This window comes from Commensalibacter sp. M0133, from assembly GCF_016101485.1.
Taxonomy (GTDB): domain Bacteria; phylum Pseudomonadota; class Alphaproteobacteria; order Acetobacterales; family Acetobacteraceae; genus Commensalibacter; species Commensalibacter melissae.
On record NZ_JACFQI010000001.1, the window covers coordinates 320,871 to 342,741 of the forward strand.

Annotated in this window: 19 protein-coding genes and 1 tRNA gene; 7 read left to right on the top strand and 13 right to left on the bottom strand. The window is 36.5% G+C overall.

Annotated elements, in window-relative coordinates; genetic code table 11:
• The first annotated feature begins 18 nt into the window (after window positions 1-18).
• Window positions 19-150 carry a hypothetical protein gene (locus tag H3T46_RS08970; RefSeq protein WP_255550275.1) on the top strand — a complete coding sequence of 44 codons (132 nt, stop codon included), beginning with the start codon at window positions 19-21 and terminating at the stop codon, window positions 148-150.
• 274 nt (window positions 151-424) lie between these two features.
• Here the strand turns inward: H3T46_RS08970 and thiL are convergent, their stop codons facing one another.
• From thiL to mutM, 9 genes are all read right to left on the bottom strand, one after another.
• Window positions 425-1,378: a thiamine-phosphate kinase gene (gene thiL / locus H3T46_RS01425; RefSeq protein ID WP_155568084.1), complete on the bottom strand. Its 954-nt coding sequence runs from the start codon at window positions 1,376-1,378 to the stop codon at window positions 425-427.
• 3 nt (window positions 1,379-1,381) lie between these two features.
• A complete protein-coding gene (gene nusB / locus H3T46_RS01430) occupies window positions 1,382-1,879 on the bottom strand; it encodes a transcription antitermination factor NusB (protein ID WP_196424697.1) in 498 nt (165 codons plus the stop codon).
• A 41-nt stretch (window positions 1,880-1,920) separates the two neighbouring features.
• A complete protein-coding gene (gene nrdR, locus H3T46_RS01435; protein WP_122123554.1) occupies window positions 1,921-2,379 on the bottom strand; it encodes a transcriptional regulator NrdR in 459 nt (152 codons plus the stop codon).
• A gap of 123 nt (window positions 2,380-2,502) precedes the next feature.
• Window positions 2,503-4,962 carry a DNA topoisomerase (ATP-hydrolyzing) subunit B gene (gyrB, locus tag H3T46_RS01440; protein ID WP_198197208.1) on the bottom strand — a complete coding sequence of 820 codons (2,460 nt, stop codon included), beginning with the start codon at window positions 4,960-4,962 and terminating at the stop codon, window positions 2,503-2,505.
• Between the two features lie 108 nt (window positions 4,963-5,070).
• A complete protein-coding gene (gene recF / locus H3T46_RS01445) occupies window positions 5,071-6,186 on the bottom strand; it encodes a DNA replication/repair protein RecF (protein ID WP_198197209.1) in 1,116 nt (371 codons plus the stop codon).
• A 24-nt stretch (window positions 6,187-6,210) separates the two neighbouring features.
• On the bottom strand, window positions 6,211-7,335 hold the full coding sequence (gene dnaN, locus H3T46_RS01450; protein ID WP_198197210.1) for a DNA polymerase III subunit beta: 1,125 nt from the start codon (window positions 7,333-7,335) through the stop codon (window positions 6,211-6,213).
• 96 nt (window positions 7,336-7,431) lie between these two features.
• Window positions 7,432-8,973 (bottom strand): chromosomal replication initiator protein DnaA, encoded by a 1,542-nt coding sequence (dnaA, locus tag H3T46_RS01455; RefSeq protein WP_198197211.1) that lies wholly within the window; start codon window positions 8,971-8,973, stop codon window positions 7,432-7,434.
• A gap of 232 nt (window positions 8,974-9,205) precedes the next feature.
• Window positions 9,206-9,475, bottom strand: a complete 270-nt coding sequence (gene rpsT / locus H3T46_RS01460; RefSeq protein WP_198197212.1) for a 30S ribosomal protein S20 — start codon at window positions 9,473-9,475, stop codon at window positions 9,206-9,208.
• Between the two features lie 107 nt (window positions 9,476-9,582).
• The gene (mutM, locus tag H3T46_RS01465) at window positions 9,583-10,446 is read right to left on the bottom strand and encodes a bifunctional DNA-formamidopyrimidine glycosylase/DNA-(apurinic or apyrimidinic site) lyase (protein WP_198197213.1); all 864 of its coding nucleotides are present in this window, start codon (window positions 10,444-10,446) and stop codon (window positions 9,583-9,585) included.
• 23 nt (window positions 10,447-10,469) lie between these two features.
• Here mutM and H3T46_RS01470 point away from each other — a divergent pair, with 23 nt between their 5' ends.
• The 5 genes from H3T46_RS01470 (at window position 10,470) to H3T46_RS01490 (ending at window position 16,100) form a co-directional block, all read left to right on the top strand.
• Window positions 10,470-11,240, top strand: coding sequence for a class I SAM-dependent methyltransferase (locus H3T46_RS01470; protein ID WP_198197214.1), 771 nt, complete (start codon window positions 10,470-10,472; stop codon window positions 11,238-11,240).
• 24 nt (window positions 11,241-11,264) lie between these two features.
• Complete coding sequence (gene coaBC, locus H3T46_RS01475) at window positions 11,265-12,482, top strand: bifunctional phosphopantothenoylcysteine decarboxylase/phosphopantothenate--cysteine ligase CoaBC (RefSeq protein ID WP_198197215.1); 1,218 nt, start codon at window positions 11,265-11,267, stop codon at window positions 12,480-12,482.
• A 5-nt stretch (window positions 12,483-12,487) separates the two neighbouring features.
• On the top strand, window positions 12,488-12,946 hold the full coding sequence (gene dut / locus H3T46_RS01480; protein ID WP_198197216.1) for a dUTP diphosphatase: 459 nt from the start codon (window positions 12,488-12,490) through the stop codon (window positions 12,944-12,946).
• Between the two features lie 87 nt (window positions 12,947-13,033).
• A complete protein-coding gene (locus H3T46_RS01485) occupies window positions 13,034-14,758 on the top strand; it encodes an ABC transporter permease subunit (RefSeq protein ID WP_198197217.1) in 1,725 nt (574 codons plus the stop codon).
• A gap of 10 nt (window positions 14,759-14,768) precedes the next feature.
• A complete protein-coding gene (locus H3T46_RS01490; protein ID WP_198197218.1) occupies window positions 14,769-16,100 on the top strand; it encodes an AAA-associated domain-containing protein in 1,332 nt (443 codons plus the stop codon).
• A 2-nt stretch (window positions 16,101-16,102) separates the two neighbouring features.
• Here the strand turns inward: H3T46_RS01490 and msrA are convergent, their stop codons facing one another.
• The 4 genes from msrA to H3T46_RS01510 form a co-directional block, all read right to left on the bottom strand.
• A complete protein-coding gene (gene msrA / locus H3T46_RS01495) occupies window positions 16,103-16,660 on the bottom strand; it encodes a peptide-methionine (S)-S-oxide reductase MsrA (protein ID WP_198197219.1) in 558 nt (185 codons plus the stop codon).
• A 117-nt stretch (window positions 16,661-16,777) separates the two neighbouring features.
• Complete coding sequence (locus H3T46_RS01500; RefSeq protein ID WP_198197220.1) at window positions 16,778-19,459, bottom strand: valine--tRNA ligase; 2,682 nt, start codon at window positions 19,457-19,459, stop codon at window positions 16,778-16,780.
• A 35-nt stretch (window positions 19,460-19,494) separates the two neighbouring features.
• Window positions 19,495-20,958, bottom strand: a complete 1,464-nt coding sequence (locus tag H3T46_RS01505; RefSeq protein WP_110437977.1) for a TolC family outer membrane protein — start codon at window positions 20,956-20,958, stop codon at window positions 19,495-19,497.
• 54 nt (window positions 20,959-21,012) lie between these two features.
• Entirely contained in the window at window positions 21,013-21,660 is a 648-nt protein-coding gene (locus tag H3T46_RS01510; protein WP_198197221.1) for a protein-L-isoaspartate O-methyltransferase, read from the bottom strand.
• Between the two features lie 136 nt (window positions 21,661-21,796).
• Here H3T46_RS01510 and H3T46_RS01515 point away from each other — a divergent pair.
• Window positions 21,797-21,871 (top strand) — tRNA-Cys (locus H3T46_RS01515).

Below are 21,871 nucleotides of genomic sequence, written 5' to 3' on the forward strand. Positions count from 1 at the left end.
GGAACGACGTGATATTCAATGCCGGCCGGTATCAGTCTGGATGCGGGATACAGAACCAGTCGAAGCAAGACGACCAGTTCCGGGAACAGGGAGGATATAGGGGCGCACGGGTTTGCGTTTGGAGCGAGAGGGGATGCATCGGTGAGCTGAGGCAAAACCACGACTTATGGCAGGACGGCCATTAACACGGTCGTGAACGGAACAAACTCGGTCACCATCAATAATTAAATTAAATTATAGAAAAATATGTTAATAGTTTTTTAACGATTGAATATTTATAAAAAATTAGATAGTTTTGTCATTAAAAATGATATGAAAATTAATGGAGATAAGTTAATAAGTTATTATATAAAACGTATAATATATATTATGCCAACTCACTTTATAAAAAATATATATTTTTATCAATTAGTTCTTTAAAATTTTAAATATGACTCCAACCTAATTTCCCTAATTTGATTTCATTATCATATTCATCCAAAATGTGTATTTGACCATTGTTATATTCTATACAATAACCAATTTTTGTTAATTTGATACCAACACGTTTAGATTCTTCAAGTGCTTTGTTTTCTTTGTTAACAGGTATTGTAAAAATAAGTTCATAATCATCACCGCCTGTAATATACGTTTGAAAATAATCCTTTTGAAATTTTTTAGCCTCATTTGATAATGGTATTGAATTGGTATATATAACTGCGTCAACCCTACTTTCTCGAGTTAAGTGACTAAGATCCTGTACAAGACCATCTGAAATATCCATGGCCGCTGATGCAATTTGATTTAATGATAATTCAATCCTGGGTTGAGGTATATGATAACGATCAATAAAATACTGATTGGTAGATATTTTACCATTCAAAGCTAATAAACCCATGGCAGCATCACCAATGGTTCCTGTCACCCAAATCCCGTCAGTTGGTTTAGCGGTATTTCGACGTATTGCTTGACCTTTTCTAACTTTTCCTAACATTGTTACTGATAAGGTCATATTATTCAAATTTTTTGTTGTATCTCCCCCAAATAGAGAAAGACCATATTTCTTTTGATCATGGGCCAATCCTTTTGTGAAAAGATTCATCCACTGGTGGTTAAAATATTGATCTGGAAGTGATAATGCCAATAAATATCCATATGGTTTTGCCCCCATTGCAGCTATATCAGAAATATTACATCTCAACAATTTGCGAGCAATAAGATCAGCTGGATCATTTTTGAAAAAATGGACACCTTCAGACATAGCATCCATAGTCAAAACAATTTCTTCATTTTGATTCAAAGATACTATTGCAGCATCATCTGTGAGATCAAGAGCTTCAGGGCCACTTAATTTTTTAAAATATTGATCAATAATCTGAAATTCGGGTGGCAATTCCATAAATTAGGCCTTGTTTTCCATCTCTTTCCTTAAACGGTTAGCAAGATTATTCAGAATTCCATTAATCAATACAGATTCATCACCATTACTAAACGCATGTGAAACATCGATATATTCATTGATAATAACTTTTTTTGGTGGTTCAATATTATCAAGTAAAAGTTCTGTAACTGCAGCTCTTAATATGGCTCTAATAATAGGATCCAATCGTTGAAAAGGCCATTCATTTGGTAACGATGATTTAATTATTGTATCAATTTCTGGAGATCGATGTACAAATCCCTGAACAACAGAAGTAAAAAGTGGAATGTTAGGGATATGAGTTTTACCATCAATATAAGTTTCATCATGAAAATCAGGTGAAATACGATGAATCAGAAATTGCTCTATCAATAAATTTGCAGCTTTTTCAATACCCTGTTCCCATTGAAAAATAGCCTGGACCGCTGCAATTCGGGTTAACGTTCTTGGCCTCTTTATTATATTTTTTTGGTCGCTCATTATCATCCTAAAATTAAAAAACTTATATTAATTATAATCTACTATTTTTCATGATGTTCAAGGGTAGGAAGAAGTTCGGCAAAATCTTCAATAACCTGAAAATCACAGTAAACACTGGCAAAACGTATATAGGCAACCTTGTCAATTTTTTTCAGCATTTCCATGGTTGCAGCACCTATAGATTCAGATGAAATAACATTGTCACCTAAATCAACAAATTGTTTTTCTAGTTTATTGGCAATCTGATCAATATCTGTAGCCCTAAAAGGACGTTTACGCATTGCAAGTTCGATTGAACGCACAAGCTTTTCTTTATCAAACGGAACTCTTTGTCCATTTCGTTTCAAAACCATCAAGTCTCTTGGTTGAATTCGTTCAATAGTTGTAAAACGCTGATTGCATTTAATACAAATGCGTCTACGTCGGATGGCAGTCCCGTCCTCTGTGGAGCGGCTATCCTTGACCTGGGTATCTTCATTTCCACAAAATGGACAGAACATTTTTTAACCTATATCCCTAATAAAATAATGAATGTAATAATATTTTATTAATAATAACAATAACGGATTAAAATACGGATATTGATATTCAATTTATCTTTAACTTAATAAAGTACATTGAAATCAAATATCAAGGTTTGCAACGGTCAACGCATTATCAACAATAAAATCTCTTCTTGGTTCCACAACATCACCCATCAATGTTGTGAAAATTTCATCTGCATTTTCAAGGTCCCCCACTTTTACCTGCAATAAAGTCCGTGTAGCAGGATCAAGAGTTGTATTCCAAAGCTGATCATCATTCATTTCACCAAGCCCTTTAAAGCGATTAATGGCCAAACCTTTTTTTCCGTTATTCATTAGCAATTCATATACTGAAGATGGACCGCTCACTTTTTCATTTCTTTTATCAATGGACAAGTTTGCAGGTTCATTAAAATCAGTAATCAATTTTTGCCTGTGCTGATTAATCCAAGCAGCATTTTTACTTTTAATAATGGATAAAGGTATAGAATAAGATTCCTTGACACCTCTCACTACACGATGAATTTTCATTCCATCTTCAACACTGATTTCCCATCCTCTTTCTAATTTTGCGGATAAACTGTCAAGTCGATCTTGTAATTCCTGGCGACATTTTGGGTCATTCATATTATCTTCGTTTAAAACACCGCACATGACCGCTTGTTCGAGAATCCATAAAGGTGCATATTTTTCAAAAAATCTCAAACGATGAAGTATAGATGAATAATCTTTTACATGATTTTCAAGCTCGTTTTCTCTAAGCTCTGTTCCATCGGCCAAGTACAAAGCTGTATTATTTATCGCTTTTTTCAATAGATAATCTTCAAGCGCTTCATCATTTTTTAAATATCGTTCGTCATTACCTCTTTTTGCTCTGTATAGTGGGGGTTGCGCAATATAAACGTATCCCTTTTCAATCAGTTCAGGCATCTGACGGAAAAAGAAAGTTAATAATAATGTACGTATATGTGATCCATCCACATCCGCATCTGTCATAATAACAATCTTGTGGTATCTTAACTTTTCAAGAGAAAAGCCACCTTGTTCAACATCTCCTCTACCAATACCTGTTCCAAGGGCTGTTATAAGCGTACCAATTTCAGCAGAATTTAACATTCTGTCAAATCGTGCACGTTCAACATTCAAGATTTTGCCTTTTAGTGGCAAAATTGCTTGAAAACGACGATCCCTTCCCTGTTTTGCAGTACCACCAGCTGAATCTCCCTCAACAATAAAGATTTCCGATTGTGCAGGATCTTTTTCCTGACAGTCAGCTAATTTACCGGGTAAGGAAGAAACGTCCAGAACGCCTTTTCTTCGGGTAAGCTCTCTGGCTTTACGTGCTGCTTCACGAGCTGAAGCAGCATCAAACGCTTTGGAAATGATTAGTTTTGCTTCTTTTGGATGGGTTTCAAACCAATGGCCGAGCATATCGGATATTGAATTCTGAACAGCGGGTTGAACTTCCGAGGATACAAGTTTATCTTTTGTTTGAGATGAAAATTTAGGATCAGGAACTTTGACAGATAATATGGCGGTCAATCCCTCACGCATATCATCTCCTATTAATCCAAGGGATCCTTTTTTATTATTATTTAAAACTTCATCCGCATATTTTCCCACTATACGTGTTAGGGATTGACGAAAACCTGCGAGATGAGTTCCACCATCCTTTTGAGGAATATTGTTTGTGAAACATAATACATGTTCATTATAGGTATCGTTCCATACCAAGGAACATTCCACTTTAATGTTGGTTTTTTCGTTATAGAAACTACCGGTAATGGGATCAATAAGGTTATTTTTCGATTTAGTTAACCATTTGACAAATTCACTTAGACCACCCTCGTAATGGAATTCTTCCTTTATAACTTCATCTTCACGTTCATCTGTAACGATTATTTCCATACCTGAATTCAAAAAGGCCAGTTCACGTAGGCGGCGAGTTAATATTCCAAATTCAAATACAATATGCGTAAAAATTTCTTTACTTGGTTTAAAGGTGACTTCAGTACCAGTCGGTTCATCACTTGATCCTTTTTCCGTTAAGGATTGAACTGTTTCACCATTTTCGAAACGGATAAAATATTCCTTACCATTTCGCCAGATACGTACTTCCATCCATTCAGACAACGCATTGACAACTGCCGCACCCACCCCATGGAGCCCACCTGAAACTTTATAGGAATTCTGATTGAATTTTCCCCCTGCATGCAATTTTGTCAACACTACCTCAGCAGCACTTATTCCCTCTTCAGGATGAATATCAGTGGGTATGCCACGACCGTTATCCCTGACTCTTATGCTGCCATCTTTACATAACGTTAATATACACTGATCGGCAAATCCGGCTTGGGCTTCATCAACGGCATTGTCAACGATTTCAAATACCATATGATGCAATCCGGATCCATCATCTGTATCTCCAATATACATGCCGGGTCTTTTCCTAACTGCCTCCAACCCTTTTAATACAGAAATTGAAGAGGCATCATATTCATTATCACTATCATTATTTAAATGAGATGAATGAATTGAATTATCGTTAGTATTAACCATGTTCAATGGGGCTCCAGAAATAATTAAATTTATATTTATTTTTATTAAACAACAGATGGGTAATAATGCGCATAAAAGAACATTTATTTTACCAGAAAGAATAAATAATCATACTATTTTTCCATGATTCAAGTTTAAAAAATCATAGTTTTTCTCAAAATCATAAAAATCAGATATCTCGTTCCCTGTGATAATAACAAAACTATCAATATCAAGAAGACTGGAAAGCAGAATCTTCCTATGATAGGAATCAAGATGCGTGAGTGGTTCGTCCAAAAGTAACAAAGGTTGAATTTTCTTATTTGTTTTAATTAATTCAAGCAGTTTTAATATAACACTAATTAAAATCGCTTTTTGCTGACCTGTACTCGCCATCTGCGCAGAAATATTACTTTTATTTTCAAAAAAGACAACATCCATCCGATGGCAACCTAAAGCAGTTGATCTATTCTCCGCATCTTGATCTCGATTCATTTTCCATTTCTGTTTTAGATAGTCTTCCGTTACCAAGGCAGGATGGTTCATAAGATAATCGGCAATGGAACAATTTAATTTTAACAGGGTTTCAGGAAAAGCTTTTTGTATAATATTTATTTGATTTAATTGCTGGATAAAATTAATTCTCGCTGCAGTTATAGCCACGGCATGTCTTGCCATTGATTCTTCAACCGCTTTCAGCCAATTATGATCCAACACATTTGCTGAAAGTAATTTATTTCTTTGAAAAAGTGATTTTTCATAAGCTGCCAATTCTTTGGCATAATATCCCTCCAGACTAATTATAATTTGATCAAGAAACCGTCTTCGACCAGATGGACCTTCTAAAAATAGTCGATCCATTTGAGGTGTTAACCAAACAGCCGCAAGATAGCGGGTAATTTCATTCTGATTTTGAATTATATTGCCGTTAATCCTGTATTGTCGTTTTGATGAAAAAGGAAAACAGCCCGTAGAAAGTGTAAAATTGCTATCATATTGCTGATTTGAAAATTCACCTACTATCCCCCATCCCTGAGTCTGATTATTATTATTGGCCAAATCTTCAATTCTTGCTTTACGTAATCCTCTACCAGGAACCAACAAGGACAACGATTCTAACAAATTTGTTTTACCACTTGCATTTGGACCGTAAGCCACGATTTTTTGGCTTGGAACAGTCCAAACAAGTCGTTCAAAATTACGGAAATTTGTTAAAGTAAGACGTTCTAGCTTCGTCATACTCATTATATAAGCATCTAAATAAGAATATTAAACCCGCATTGGCATTAATACATATAATGCAGAAGGATCATCAACATCACGAACAATTGTCGGGGCTGAATTGTCAGCAAGAATAAATTCTACCTGATTGTCAATCTGGTCGGTTATGTCATTTAAATATCGTGCTTGAAATCCAATTTCCAACGGCGTAGATTCATATTGAACTTGTGAACCGTCAAGTTCTTCCTTTGCATTGCCTTGGTCAACGCTGCTCGCAGATAAAACAAGGGAATTGTTATCCAAAGACAATTTGACTGGACGGGATCTTTCCATACTAATTGCAGCCACTCTTGCCACAGCTGTAGCAAAATCTTGTTTTCCAACCCGTAAAACCTTTGTATTGTTTTTGGGAATGACCCTTTCATATTCCGGAAATGTACCATCAATTAACTTGGACGTTAATGTGACACTTCCAAAATTTAGCTGAATACGGGTATCAGATAACATGATCTGGATATTTTCTTCCGCTTCTTCCAGCAATTTATATATTTCATATATAGTTTTGCGGGGTATTATTATACCAGGTATGTTTTCTGCACCTTCAGGCATTGTACATTCGACCTTGGCTAGACGATGACCATCAGTTGCGACAGCGCATAATTTATTTTCGTTTTCACTGTTTGTAATATGAAAATATATGCCGTTTAAATAGTAGCGCGTTTCTTCAGTTGAAATAGCAAATCTTGTCTGTTCAATAAGTTTTCTGAGCACCTCTGTTGAAATCTGAAAATTATGGGGAAAATCACCAGACGTCATGGAAGGAAATTCTTCTACATCCAGTACATTCAGGCTGGTTACATACTTGCCCGCCCTTAGCGATAATGGCATATCAATACTTGTATGGGTCAGTTCGATTATAGCACTGTCAGGCAGCTTGCGTACAATTTCATATAAAACCGAAGCCGGCGCGGTAACAGCGCCATTTTCCAATGATTCCGCTTGAATGGTTTCAACAATTGCGATTTCCATATCTGTCGCAGTTAATGTCATTTGTCCATCCTGAACCTCAATTAAAACATTGGCAAGAATGGGAATAGTATTACGTTTTTCAGCCACACTTTGAATATGCGCCAGGGCCTTAAGTAATATTGTACGATCAACCTTTAGTTTCATTAACTAAAACCTATTCAAGTTATATATAAACAATATAAAATGCTATAAATTATAATGTTTAGCAGTATTCTAAAACAAATACCATAGGAAAATGTCTTAAGTTTCCAACATTCTGCGAAGTAACTCCACATCTTCAGCAAATGCAGAATCTTTTTCCATCAATTCAGCCACTCTACTAATGGCATGCATCACGGTAGTATGATCCCTGTTCCCAAATTTTCTGCCAATTTCAGGTAATGACCTGCTTGTTAATTGTTTCGCCAAATACATTGCGATCTGTCTTGGTCGTGCAACTGCACGGGCTCGTCGGGCAGATGTCATGTCCGTTTGACGAATATTGCAGTGTTCAGCAACCTTTCTTTGAATCTCCTCAATTGTAACACGTCGTTCATGGGATTTTAAGATATCATGAAGAACTTCTTGGGTTGCTTCCAGTGTTATGGGACGTCCAAAAAGATTTGCATGTGCAATTAAACGGTTTAGAGCCCCTTCAAGCTCTCTTACATTTGTAGTAATTTTATGAGCCAGAAATTCCATTACTTTTGGTGAGATAACTACCTTGGCGGATGCTGCCTTAGCTTCTAGAATGGAAATTCTTAATTCATAAGTTGTAGCATGAATATCAGCAACCATTCCGCACCCTAATCGTGTACGCAAACGATCTTCCAGCCCCGATAAATCAGAAGGTGATTTATCGGCAGATACGATGATTTGGCGACCCGCATCAATCAAGGCATTGAATGTATGGAAAAATTCCTCTTGTGTATTGTCTTTGCCAATTAAAAACTGTAAATCATCAATCATCAAAACATCAACCGATCGCAATTCTTCCTTAAATTCTATTGTGGATTGAGAACGAATAGAGGCAATAAAACGGTACATAAATTTTTCAGCTGACATATAGGAAATTGAAATATTTCCTGCCTTTGCCAATTCAAATCCGATTGCATGCATCAAATGGGTCTTACCCAATCCTACCCCACCATATAGAAATAATGGATTAAACCCTGTGCTTGAAGGGCATTCAGCCACTCTTCTTGAACACGCATAGGCAAATTCATTTGGTTTACCGACTATAAAATTTTCGAAGGTAAATCGTGGATCTAACTGTAAATGTAAAGGAAGCTTATCTTCTTCTTTTGCCTTATCTCCCAAACTGGTATCATTATTAATAACATTTATAGAATGGGCTTCCTTAACATGATTGAGTTTAGTATCTGATTTTTGTTGGTTTGAGAATTCTGTTTTAATATTATCTATGCCAGAATATTTTTCCGCATCGGAACTGTTTTTATGAGATAAAATTTGATCATTTTCAATTTTTGAAGCCAGTTTTAACTCTACTCGACGAATTTGAGGCAGTTCAGCATGCCATAACTGACTTAACTTGTTGTTGTATTGAGCTCTAACCCAATCTCTTAGAAAACGGGTGGGTAGATATAAGGTCAGTTCATCTTCATCAATTGCGCCAAGCGTTATTTGCTTCAACCATGTACGATATTCCACCTCACCAACTTCAACCTGCAGGCGGCTACAAATACGCCCCCAATGTATTTCCAATATTGATTTAAGCGTATTGGGGTCTGCATCCTGAAGCGATAATTTAAATTCTTGAGATTCGTTTGTGGGTTCGGACATACGTGAAGAAAACTTATTGAATATGAAAAGTAAGCAGATGTTTTATAACGGTTTCTTTAAAATACACCTCTTTTATACTTTTATAAAGTACCAAAATTTTCTTGATTATAATTTATTATTTCAACATTTAACGTAAAAAAAACCCGATGAATGATATTCATTCGTCGGTTTTCTTTTATAAAGCGTGTTTACAGCAAAATGTGTAATTTGCTGTATATATTTAAGCCAATAACTAAGCTGTTTTTAAATTCTTGATCTTTCCTGCCAAGCGAGAAATTTTACGAGCAACAGTATTTTTGTGCATAATACCTTTAGTGCATGCTTTTTGCAATTCTGGCTGTGCATGACGAAGTGCTTCAACAGCGCCTTCTTTGTTCCCTGCCAAAAGAGCTTCTTCAACTTTTTTTACAAAAGTACGAACCCGCGACTTGCGAGCCTTATTACGTTCAGTGCGTTTTAAAGTTTGACGTATACGCTTACGCGCAGATGCGATATTCGCCATGGATTTCCTGTTTGTCTATTTTCGTTTAAATGGATTAATACTACACATTAATGCATGTTATTAATAGCTTACTGTTCATACGTCAAGCGAATTATTCAATGATTTTTTCATTTTTGGCAAATTTCGCAATAAAAACTTGAACGCCCTGCCTGAACCGTTCTTTTTATAACTGTTTTTCTTCCCTTTTGTAAACAGTAATTGCACAATTCGCCTTCTTTACCATAAACATTCCATTGCATTTGGAAATAACCTTTTTCACCATTTGAATGAACATAATCACGCATACTAGATCCTCCCGCCTCGATCGCTTTAAGCAAAATGGATTGAATGGATTGAATCAATAACAGAATTTCTTGTCTTTTTAATTCACACGCACTTTGAAAAGGTGAAATTCCAGCAAGAAATAAAGATTCACAAACATAGATATTACCTAACCCAGCAATAACACGTTGATCAAGCATTGTATTTTTAATACATTGTTTTTTAAGTTTAAATTTTTCATGAAGATAATCACATAATATCGCCTGGTGAGAGGAAACGTTAATCCCTGTATCGGGCAAAGGTTCGGGTCCCATCATTTTTAAAAGATTATGTATCGTATTTGTTGGAAACAAATCTATTATTCCAAAACGCCTTGGATCTATAAACTGAAGACATTCACCTTCATGGGTTAATATCGTTAGATGTTCGTGTTTTTGTTTTTCATAACCTGATCCAGAAGGTTGCACGATAATTTTTCCAGACATTCCCAAGTGAAATAAAACCGTCAATCCGTTGTTTAATTCCATTAAAATATATTTGCCACGTTTATTAAATTTTACAATTCTGGTATTTGCCAAGCATGTTTCTAATGTTATAGGTATAGATTGACGTAGGTTAATTCGATGGCGTTGAACGCTTTGGATTGTATGATTAGTCAATTTTTTTTCCAATCCACGTCTAATTATTTCTACTTCGGGCAATTCTGGCATAAGTTTTTCTGAAAATTAATCGTATGAAAAATAATAATGATACCGCTTCTCAATCCAACGAACATATTACCGATTTTGGATTTCGACAAGTTAATGATAAAGAAAAACCTTCAATGGTAAAGGCTGTTTTTGATAGTGTCGCACAAAAATATGACATAATGAATGACTTAATGTCATTGGGCATTCATCGGGTTTGGAAACAGATTTTTATTCAAGAGCTGCATCCCACCCCCAATTTAACATTACTTGATTTGGCTGGAGGTACAGGGGACATAAGTTTTGGTTGGTTAAATCGAGGAGGTGGCACGGTTTTTTTAACAGATATTAATTACAGTATGCTTCACGTAGGTCAGGAACGTGCACTTGAACTTGGATATGTGGACAATATCCATCTTTTTTGTGTTGATGGGGAGAAAATTTGTTTGCCTGATCGATCTGTTGATCGTGTAACTATTTCATTTGGCTTGAGAAATTGTACACACAAGAATCAAGTTCTAGAAGAGGCACGACGGGTGTTGAAACCGGGGGGAAGATTTTTATGTCTTGAATTTTCAAAATTGATCATTCCCTTTTTACGCCCTCTATATGATGCATGGTCTTTTCAGGTATTGCCACGTATAGGTCAAATTATTGCCAAGGATCGTGATAGCTACCAATATCTGGCAGAAAGCATTCGTACTTTTCCAGATCAGGAAACACTTAAATCCCTGATGGAACAGGCTGGATTGGAACGTGTTACTTATCAAAACCTTTCCGGTGGAATAGCAGCAATCCATTCAGGTTGGCGCATATAATTAGTTACAATTTGAAAAAATACCATGACACCCAAAAACATTTTACTTATCATTTCTGGCGGAATAGCAGCCTATAAAGCTTTAGAACTCATAAGTTTATTTCGCAAAAATCATCATAATGTAAAATGTGTTTTGACGCAATCAGGGGCTGAATTCATCACTCCCCTTTCTTTGCAAACCTTAAGTGGCAATGAAGTTTACCAAGATTTATTTTCATTGACCCAAAATCATAATATTGAACATATTTCATTAACCAGAGAAGCGGATCTTATAATTATCTATCCCGCCTCTGCAAATTTGATTGCAAAAATTGCCTTGGGTATTGCCGATAATCTTGCCAGCACTATTATTTTAGCCGCACCACCAACTATGCCTGTTCTTATTGCTCCGGCAATGAATGTTCATATGTGGGAAAATCCTATTACACAAAATCATATACAAACACTTAAAGAAAGAAATATGGTCATTGCAGGACCCGCAAAAGGAAAGATGGCCTGTGGAGAGTATGGTTATGGACGCCTTATCTCTCCAGATAAATTTACAGATCATATTCGTAATATCTTGGCGCCTGATCGCCCCTTGGAAGGCAAGAAAGCACTTGTTACAGCTGGCCCAACTTTCGAACCGATTGACCCTATCCGTTTTATAGGTAATTATTCATCAGGCAGACAAGGTTATGCCATTGCAGAAAGCTTACGGGATGCTGGTGCAGAGGTTACCCTGATTTCAGGACCCGTATCACTATCACCACCTGACAATATAAACACCGTAAAAATTAAGACAGCTAATGAAATGCTAGATGCATGTCTTGCACATTTACCTGTAGATATGGCTGTTATGACTGCTGCAGTTTCTGATTGGCGAGTCAGAAATATTGCCAAACATAAAATCAAAAAGACAGCGGATATTCTCCCACCAATTCTGGAAATGGAAATCAATCCTGATATTCTTGCAAAAATTTCTCAACTTAAAAATAATCGTCCAAAACTTGTTATCGGATTCGCAGCGGAGACTGAAAACCATTTAAAAAATGCAGTTGATAAAAGAATACGTAAAGGTTGCGATTGGATAGTTGTTAACGATGTCCAATCTTCAACAAATATCATGGGGGGCTCAGAAAATGAGGTGACAATTCTGTCATCCTCTGGTAAGCAGCATTTTGAGAGAGCCAGTAAAAAAAAGATTGGATATCTTTTGACGCAGGAAATCATTACATTTTTCAAATCAGAAAATAGGGGGTAATTAACATGTCCTTGGCACCCTTTCCTAGAATTCGAGTAAAAAGGCTGGCACATTCCATAGAACTGCCACTCCCTTCCTATGCAACCATTGGTGCGGCAGGAATGGACTTACTGGCTGCCGTTAATGAACCGATTACAATCTTATCGCAAGAAATAGCGCTTATTCCTACAGGGTTACAGATAGCTTTACCCCATAATTATGAGTTGCAAATCCGTCCCAGATCAGGATTGGCCCTGAAACATGGAATATTACTTCCCAATTCTCCCGGTACGATTGATGAAGATTATCGTGGTGAAATTAAAGTAATTTTATTGAACACAGGGAAAGAATCCTTTGTGGTCGAACGTGGTATGCGCATTGCGCAAGCTATTATAGCCCCAGTTATTCGGGCAGTTTGGGAAGAAACAGATATTCTCGAAGAAACGGAACGATCGTGTGGAGGTTTTGGAAGTACGGGTGTCTGATCATTTTTTATACAATATGATCGAGTTTAGTTAATAATTATCGTTCAATCTAACAATAAAATACAATTAAGAGGACTAGGCGGGCAAATGAAAAAACAGAATATTCCCGCCAGCGTAACTGTTCAATCGAAACCAAATATTTTTGATGCGATCACCATTATATGTGTGATTGCATTAGGAGTATCGATTGCAACAGCTACACGGCACGTTATACAACCCTTGAATATGCCAAATGCGCAACTTATACACCTGGATCCCATCTATTTGCCAGGATATGCCATGCGTACAACTTTACGCATGTTTGCCGCTCTTTTCGCTTCTTTACTTTTTACCTTTGGATATGCAGTCTTAGCAGCCAAAAGTCGTAAGGCGGAAATGCTGCTAATTCCTGTTCTCGATATATTGCAATCTGTGCCCATTTTAGGGTTTTTAACCTTTACAGTTGTCTTTTTTATGGGATTATTTCCCGGCAAAATTCTTGGTGCCGAACTGGCTGCAATTTTTACGATTTTTACCAGTCAGGCATGGAATATGGCATTTAGTTTGTATCAATCCCTCAAAACGATACCTCCTGACATGGAAGAAGCCGCACGTTGTTTTGGTTTAACTGGATGGCAACGTTTTTGGAAACTGGAAGTTCCATTCGCTATTCCAGGATTGATCTGGAATATGATGATGTCCATGTCCGGTGGCTGGTTCATGATTGTCTATTCAGAAACAATCACTGTTGGAAATACAAACATTGTTTTGCCTGGAATAGGATCGTATGTTGGAATGGCAATTGAACAAAGAAATCTGGCCGCAATTTTTTATGCAATTGGAGCAATGTTGTTTGTTATTTTGGCATATGACCAATTACTATTCCGTCCCTTGGTTGCATGGTCATCAAAATTTAGATTTGAAACTACACAAAGCGAAACAGACACTACTCCTTGGTTTTTACGTCTTATACATAAAACCTATTTTATTCGGTGGGTAATGACCTTCATTGGTAAATTAATGCATAAGATTGCCAACCTGCCTCTTGGCAGGAAAAATAATTTCTTCAATGAAAAATTCATTGCAACAAAAACATCAGATGTCATTTATATTTCTGTATTATGTTTTCTGGGCATAATCGCTGGTTTTTACATTTATCACACTGTCCATAACCAATTGACCATTCATGAAATTTTATATGTTATATGGCTGGGATTTTTAACACTTTTAAGAGTTATAAGCATGATAATTCTGGCAAGTATCATTTGGGTACCTGCAGGAATATGGTTGGGATTACGTCCCAAATGGGCAAAAAGAACACAGGTTATCGCGCAATTCATGGCTGCCTTTCCAGCCAATCTGTTTTTTCCGTTTTTTGTTGTTGGAATTGTTCATTTTCACTTAAGTAGTAATATTTGGTTGACGCCATTGATGATCCTGGGAACACAATGGTACATTTTATTTAATGTTGTTGGTGGTGCCTCAAATTTTCCCGGTGATTTAAGAGAGGTGGTAAACAATTTACAAATCCATGGAAAATTATGGTGGTTTAAGGTTATGTTACCTGCCATTTTTCCTTATTATGTTACAGGAGCACTCACTGCATGTGGAGGAGCTTGGAATGCTTCCATCGCTGCAGAATTAGCAAGTTGGGGCAATACAACCTTGATTGCTGAAGGTTTGGGATCATATATCGCACTTGCAACAGAAATGGGCAATACATTCAAGGTCGGACTTGGCATGATTGTAATGTCGGCGTTTGTCATTCTTTTCAATCGGATTGTCTGGCACCCTTTATATAGTTTTGCTCAACGACGCTTGTCCTTTATCTAAGGAAAAAACCATGAATCAAAAACAGGATATTTTACTTCAAATCAAGAATTGTCAAAAATCATATAAAAAAGATAATAATTCTGAATTGGTGGTTTTAGATAACGTCAATTTAACCTTGAAACAAGGGGAGATTGTCGGATTATTAGGACGCTCTGGCTCTGGAAAATCCACTTTATTGAGAATTATTGCTGGTTTAACGCCACCAAGCAAAGGAGAGGTAAAATGGAAAAACCAATTATTGTCAGGTCCGGCAAAGGATGTAGCAATGGTTTTTCAATCTTTCGCTCTTTTTCCATGGTTGACTGTACAAGATAATGTTCAGCTGGGACTTGAAGCAAAAAACACCCCACGAAAAAATATGGAACAGTTAAGTGAAGAGGCAATAGATCTTATTGGTTTAGGGGGTTATGAAAAAGCTTATCCAAAAGAGCTTTCGGGTGGAATGCGTCAACGTGTTGGATTGGCAAGAGCGTTGGTAGTGCATCCAGATCTTTTATTGATGGATGAACCTTTTTCTGCCCTTGATGTTCTTACAGCTGAAAATTTAAGAACTGATCTTATTGAACTGTGGGTAGAAAAAAAATTACCAGTAAAATCCATTTTGATTGTTACACATAGTATCGAGGAAGCTGTATTGATGTGTGACCGTTTACTTATATTTTCTTCAAATCCGGGTACAATTGCCCACGAGTTGGAAGTTACGTTTACTCATCCCCGTAATCGGGAAGATCCGGCTTTTCGACAATTTGTTGACCGGATTTATATTCTCATGACTCATCGTGATCCAATCAATGTCGATCCAAACAATATCGATATGAAACAAGCGGTAAATAATCGTTACGCAGCGCTTCCACGTATGTCAATGAATCTTATGATCGGTATGATGGAAACATTATATACAGAACCCTATTGTGGAAAGGCAGATTTGCCTCAATTGGCTAAAAGTCTGCAAATGGAGCTGGATGATTTACTGCCTATTGGTGAAACCTTGCAAATGCTTGAATTCGCTGATATGGCCGAAGGTGATATCCGCCTAACTGAATTGGGAAAAAAACTTGTTAATTCTGAACTGGAAGAACGTAAGGATATTTTCCGTAAGAGCTTGATAAAAAATGTTTCATTGATCCGTTCGATACGTTCCATTCTGGATGAACGACCCAACCATAGAGCAAGTGCTGAAAGGTTCCGCGATGAATTGACTGATACCATGTCACCAAATTCAGCACGCCAGACTTTGTTAACCATTATCGGTTGGGTTAGATATGCAGAAATTTTTGATTTTGATGAGGAAACTGACCAGTTTTTTCTTGATGAAGATGATAAGAATATTGATAAAACATAATATTATTTTTTTAGGTGGTCGATAAATTTCTGTCGGAATTTCCTGACTTTTGGTTCAATTACAGTCTGACAATAAGCCACTTCAGGATGTAATTCAAAATAATTTTGATGTTCTTTTTCAGCTGGATAGAATTTATCCAGCATTTTAATTTCTGTTACAATTGGATTTTTCCATATTTTTTTATCTTGAATTTCTTTTTTGATTTTATAGGCAATTTTTTCTCGCTCTACAGATGCGGGTAAAATTATTGAACGATATTGCGAACCGATATCTCCACCTTGTCGATCTTTCGTCGTGGGATCGTGAATAACAAAAAATAATTTTAATATGTTATCAAGGCTAATAGTATCAGGATCATAAATGATTTTTACCACTTCGGCATGCCCAGTTTGATTGGTGCATACCTCCTTATAAGTTGGGTTTTCAGTATATCCTCCTGAATAACCTGGTATAATAGTATGGATACCCTTAACATTTTTTAAAATTGCTTCTATACACCAAAAACATCCACCACCCAAAACTATATTGTTTGTCAATTGATTTTTTTCATTTCCATGCATATTTTTTCCTTTATACAAGATAAATTTTTTCGATGAATAATCAAACATGATATTTGTACAATTAAAAGGATATTGAATTACCTTTTCAACATCCTTAATAGTTGAAAAATTTTACTTTTAATTTAAATGCAATAAAGCGGTTTTAAATCGCTTCTCAGATTTTACCAACTGTTTTAACCGTTCACGATTTTCTTCAACAATTTCAGGTCTTGCCTTACTAAGAAAATTCTGGTTGGATAATTTTTTATTCAGTTGTTCAATTTCCAATGCAATTTTTTCGATTTCCTTTGTTAAGCGTTCTTTTTCTTTCTTTATATCAATAATGCCTTGTAAGGGTAAAACTAAGATTGTACCATCTATAACTGTTTGAATCGAACCAGATGGTATTTCATTCTGTAATTTGGCAATAGATTGCACTCTGGCCATTTTGCCAATGGCATCTGACCATTGTTCAATAATTTGGTAATGTTTTTGATCAATATCTCTAACCAGAACAGGTATTAATTTTGCTGGCGGGATATTCATTTCAGCTTTTAAAACACGAATTTCAGTTATTAATTTTATTATAAAATCTATTTCATCATTTGCCTTTTGAGAAACAGCTGCCTCCAATTCATAACTTTTTGGCCATGAAGACGTGATCAGGCTTCCTTTTTTACCAAATCCAAATTCAGCCCAAATAATTTCTGTTACAAACGGAATAACGGGATGTAAAATTTTTAACAAATTCTTTAATACAAAAGCAGTGATTGTTCTAACTTCTTTTACTGTATCGTGGTTATTTTTTTGAAACGCTGATTTTGCAAATTCTAAAAACCAATCACAAAATTTATCCCATGTAAAATGATAACAAACAGAAGCATATTCATCATAACGAAAATTATCCAGAGCAGCTGTGGCCTGTCTAATCGTTTTTGATAATTCTGCTAAAATCCATTGACTTAGGGATAACTGAATATCGGATAGTGAAAATTCAGTATTTTCAGTCACTTGATTCATTTCGCAAAATCGTGCAGCATTCCATAACTTGGTGATGAATGTACGATATTCCTCAATACGTTTTTTACCTAGTTTGATATCTCGACCCGGCCCTGTCAAAGCACAAATAGTGAATCGCATTGCATCAGCACCGAACTCGTCGATTATTTCAATAGGATCGATACCATTCCCTTTGGTTTTGGACATTTTTTGACCTTTTTCGTCACGTACAAGTCCATGTAAATAAATGGTTTTAAAGGGAATATCTTTCATAAAATGCATTCCCATCATCATCATTCTCGCAACCCAAAAGAAAATGATATCAAAACCTGTTATTAACACGTTTCCGGGATAATAACGGTCTAGCTCTATTGTTTCATTTGGCCACCCCAATGTCGAAAATGGCCACAATGCGGATGAAAACCATGTATCCAAAACATCTTCATCTCTTCGTAATTCCTGCTCACATCCATAATATTTTAATGCTTGCTGTTTAGCCTCGTTTTCATCATAGGCTACAAAAACAGTATTATCTGGACCATACCACGCGGGTATTTGATGCCCCCACCATAATTGGCGACTTATACACCAAGGTTGCAGTTCCCTCATCCAAGCAAAAAAAGTGTTTTCCCATTGTTTGGGAACGAATTTCATCCTTCCCGATTGTACCGCCCTAATAGCAGGTTCAGAAAGCGTTTTTGCGTCACAATACCATTGTGTGGTTAATCTAGGTTCAATAACTGCCCCTCCACGTTCAGCATGAGGGACCTGATGTTTATGCGATTCTATTTTTTCAATATATTCAAGCTTTTTTAATTCTTCGACAATGATTTTACGTGCTTTATCACGAGGTAATGATTGTAAAGAACATATAAAATCTGATTTTTCATTGTCAGATAACTCATTTAGATCAATTGCTGCATTTTCATCTAAAATTGTTATCAATTTCAGGTTGTGACGACGACCTACTTCAAAATCATTAAAATCATGAGCAGGTGTAATTTTCACTGCTCCTGTACCTTTTTCAGGATCTGAATATTCATCGGCAACAATTATAATTTCACGATTAGTTAATGGAACAACAACTTTTTTGCCTATTAGATCTTTATAACGGTCATCTTCTGGATGAACAGCGATTGCTGTATCACCCAACATTGTTTCTGGACGAGTTGTTGCAATAACGATAAATTGAGTATTATCCTCCACTAACGGGTATTTGATATACCAGAGATTTCCCTGTATTTCTCTATTCTCGACTTCAAGATCGGAAACGGCAGATCTGAAAACAGGATCCCAGTTCACTAAACGTTTATCCTGATAAATCAACCCTTCTCGATAAAGCGTGATGAAGACTTTTTTAACAGCTTCAGACAAACCTTCATCCATTGTAAAGCGCTCTCTGTTCCAATCAAGAGATGCACCAACCCGTCTTAATTGTTGGGTAATTTGACCACCAGATTCCTCTTTCCATTGCCAGACACGTTCAATAAATTTTTCCCTGCCCAAGGTTTTACGATCAATGCCTTGAGCTGTTAATTGACGATCAACAACCAATTGAGTCGAAATACCAGCATGATCCGTACCTGGTTGCCACAACACATCATATCCCTGCATACGACGAAACCTTACAAGGGTATCCTGTAAGGTCATCGTTAGGGCATGTCCTATGTGCAAGGTACCCGTCACATTTGGTGGCGGGATCATTATGGCAAAAGGTTTTCTTTCATTGATTTCTGGGTTGGCTGAAAAAGAACCATTTTTTTCCCATATAGAGTATAAATCGTTTTCACAAGCAGATGGATTAAATTTTTTATCTAACATTTATTATTTTTATTGTACTAAAGAAAAAAAAATTTTTAACGTCCAGGTTGATCCTGTGCGTAGTCACTCATACCCCACCATCTGTTTTTAACAGCATTATAATATGCTGTATAATCATAATGGGGTACATTCAGTTTAAGGTCTTGTGCCGTTAAACGCCCAATGGCTGAAGCAATACTATAAGATGCCGTTACCATTGAGCTTAAATTCTGAATAAGTGTGGTTTGTGAATTTAACAAGGTTTGTTGCTGTTGTAACATTTCCAATGTTGTACTTGTTCCAACAACAGCCTGTTTTTCAACACCAGCCAAGGCAATAATATTTGACGCAATGGCGGCACGGTTGCTTGCTATGGCCGCTTTGGCGGCCATTAATTTTTGCCAGTTTGTAGAGGCAAGCTGCATGGCACTTCTTCGTTGAGAACTGACTTGGCGATGTGCAGCCTGAGCCAACTGTTTTGCTTCACGTATTTTAGAATATTCCGCGCCACTTTGATAAATGGGAATATTTAATTGCAACATACCCATTTTTTGATCTGATGTATTCTGCCCTACTCCTTGATTGACCATGCGTTGATAGGATAAAGAAGCATTAAGCTTAGGCATAATTTCCGAAATAGCCACATTGACATCATCTTTTTGTGATGCTTCAGTAAACAGAGCTGAAATCACGTCTGGATTGTTTGATGCTGCCTGTGCAATTGCCTCTTGTTCTGTTTTAATCGGTAAAATCAGAGGTTGAGGTGGTTTGAGATTAGGAGCTGGCGCAATCCCCACAACTTGGGTATAGGTTGCCTCAGCACCACGCAAATCTCCTTCAGTCGTTTGACGCTGTGCTCGTGCTGCGGCTAATGCCGCTTCTGCCTGTGCAGAATCGGTTCGCGTAACTTCTCCAAGATTAAAACGCTGATGTGTAGCCTTGACCTGTTCAGCCAGAATTTTTTCATTATTAATATTAATCTGTAATAGCTGCTGATATTGTATAACAGCTACATAAGCATCAATAACCTTGCTAAAAACCTTTTGTTCAGTTGATAAAAGTTTTGCCCTTTCAGCCATGACTTTGTTTATTGCCTCATGCGTTTGAGCAGTCGTTTTTCCACCCTGATAAATAGGTTGTGTTATATTAACATTTGCACCATATCCAAGTCGTCCACCTGATTTTTGTTCTGTAGTAGATTTAGGATAATGAACCCCTGCAGCACCTAATGCCGGTTCAGAAACACCTAAGTTATAACCCTCTGTCACAACACCAGTCAAACCTGTCGTGATAGTCGGTCTCCAACCTGCATGTGCTGTCGAAACCTGTTCATCCACGGCTCTCAAGCTGGCACGTTCCTGTTGCAAATCTGGATTGGTTAGATAAGCTGTCGCCAAAGCTTCTTCAAGCGTATGTGGAATAAAACTTGGCATACCTGATCCATCATAATTTTGAGCATATACAGTAGTCGATGCAAAAAATGTTAATAAACTTATTCCAAAATTACGATTGACGATCATGATAATACCTTATTAATAACACTTCAAAATAAAATAGCAGCTCAAAAATATAAATTATTTCATGAATTCTGGTAAATAAGGTAAGGCAGCATAAAAACTTTTTTGTATTACTATACCTTCATCAGTCTTTTTTGCTGTAACTGCATGACCTATATCACCATCTTTTTTTAATACCGTAATAATATGACCATTTTTATTTAATTGATCAATCAGTTTTTTTGAAATTTTCTTAATACAGCCGTCAATTATTATGGCATCATAAAATTTATTTTTTGGATATCCATCCTGCAATATTCCATCACACCATTGCACGTCAGATGCATATTCATTACAGAATTTTTTACCAATAACAGACAACTTTTCATTTTCTTCCAATGCATATACTTCTGCACCCATTAAGGAAATAATGGCCGAAAGATATCCAGTCCCTGCACCAATAACCAATATTTTTTGCTTTGCCTCAATATTTGCTAGTTGAACAAGTCTGGCAAGCACTCTTGGCTCACTAAGATACCGTTGATCAAAAAGTAAAATATTAATATCTGAATAAGCCATTTCTTTTTGGTTATTCAGAACACAATATTCGCGTGGTAAAACACGCATTATTTCTATTAATTTAACATGACTGACTTCAGCAGGACGTAACTGATTTTCAATCATGTTTTGCCGGGCCTGAACAAAATCAAAATTCGGATGGGTCATTGTTTATAAAATCTCTATATCTATGCTTTCAAAATTAATACCATGAACTACTCAAATATGAAAAGTAAAGTTTTTATACATTTTTTTCTTGACCTTTTTACCAATTTCATTGATATAGGCAATAGCTTGATCAAATGGTCCGGTGGCAGAGTGGCTCATGCAGCGGATTGCAAATCCGTTTACGGGGGTTCAATTCCCTCCCGGACCTCCA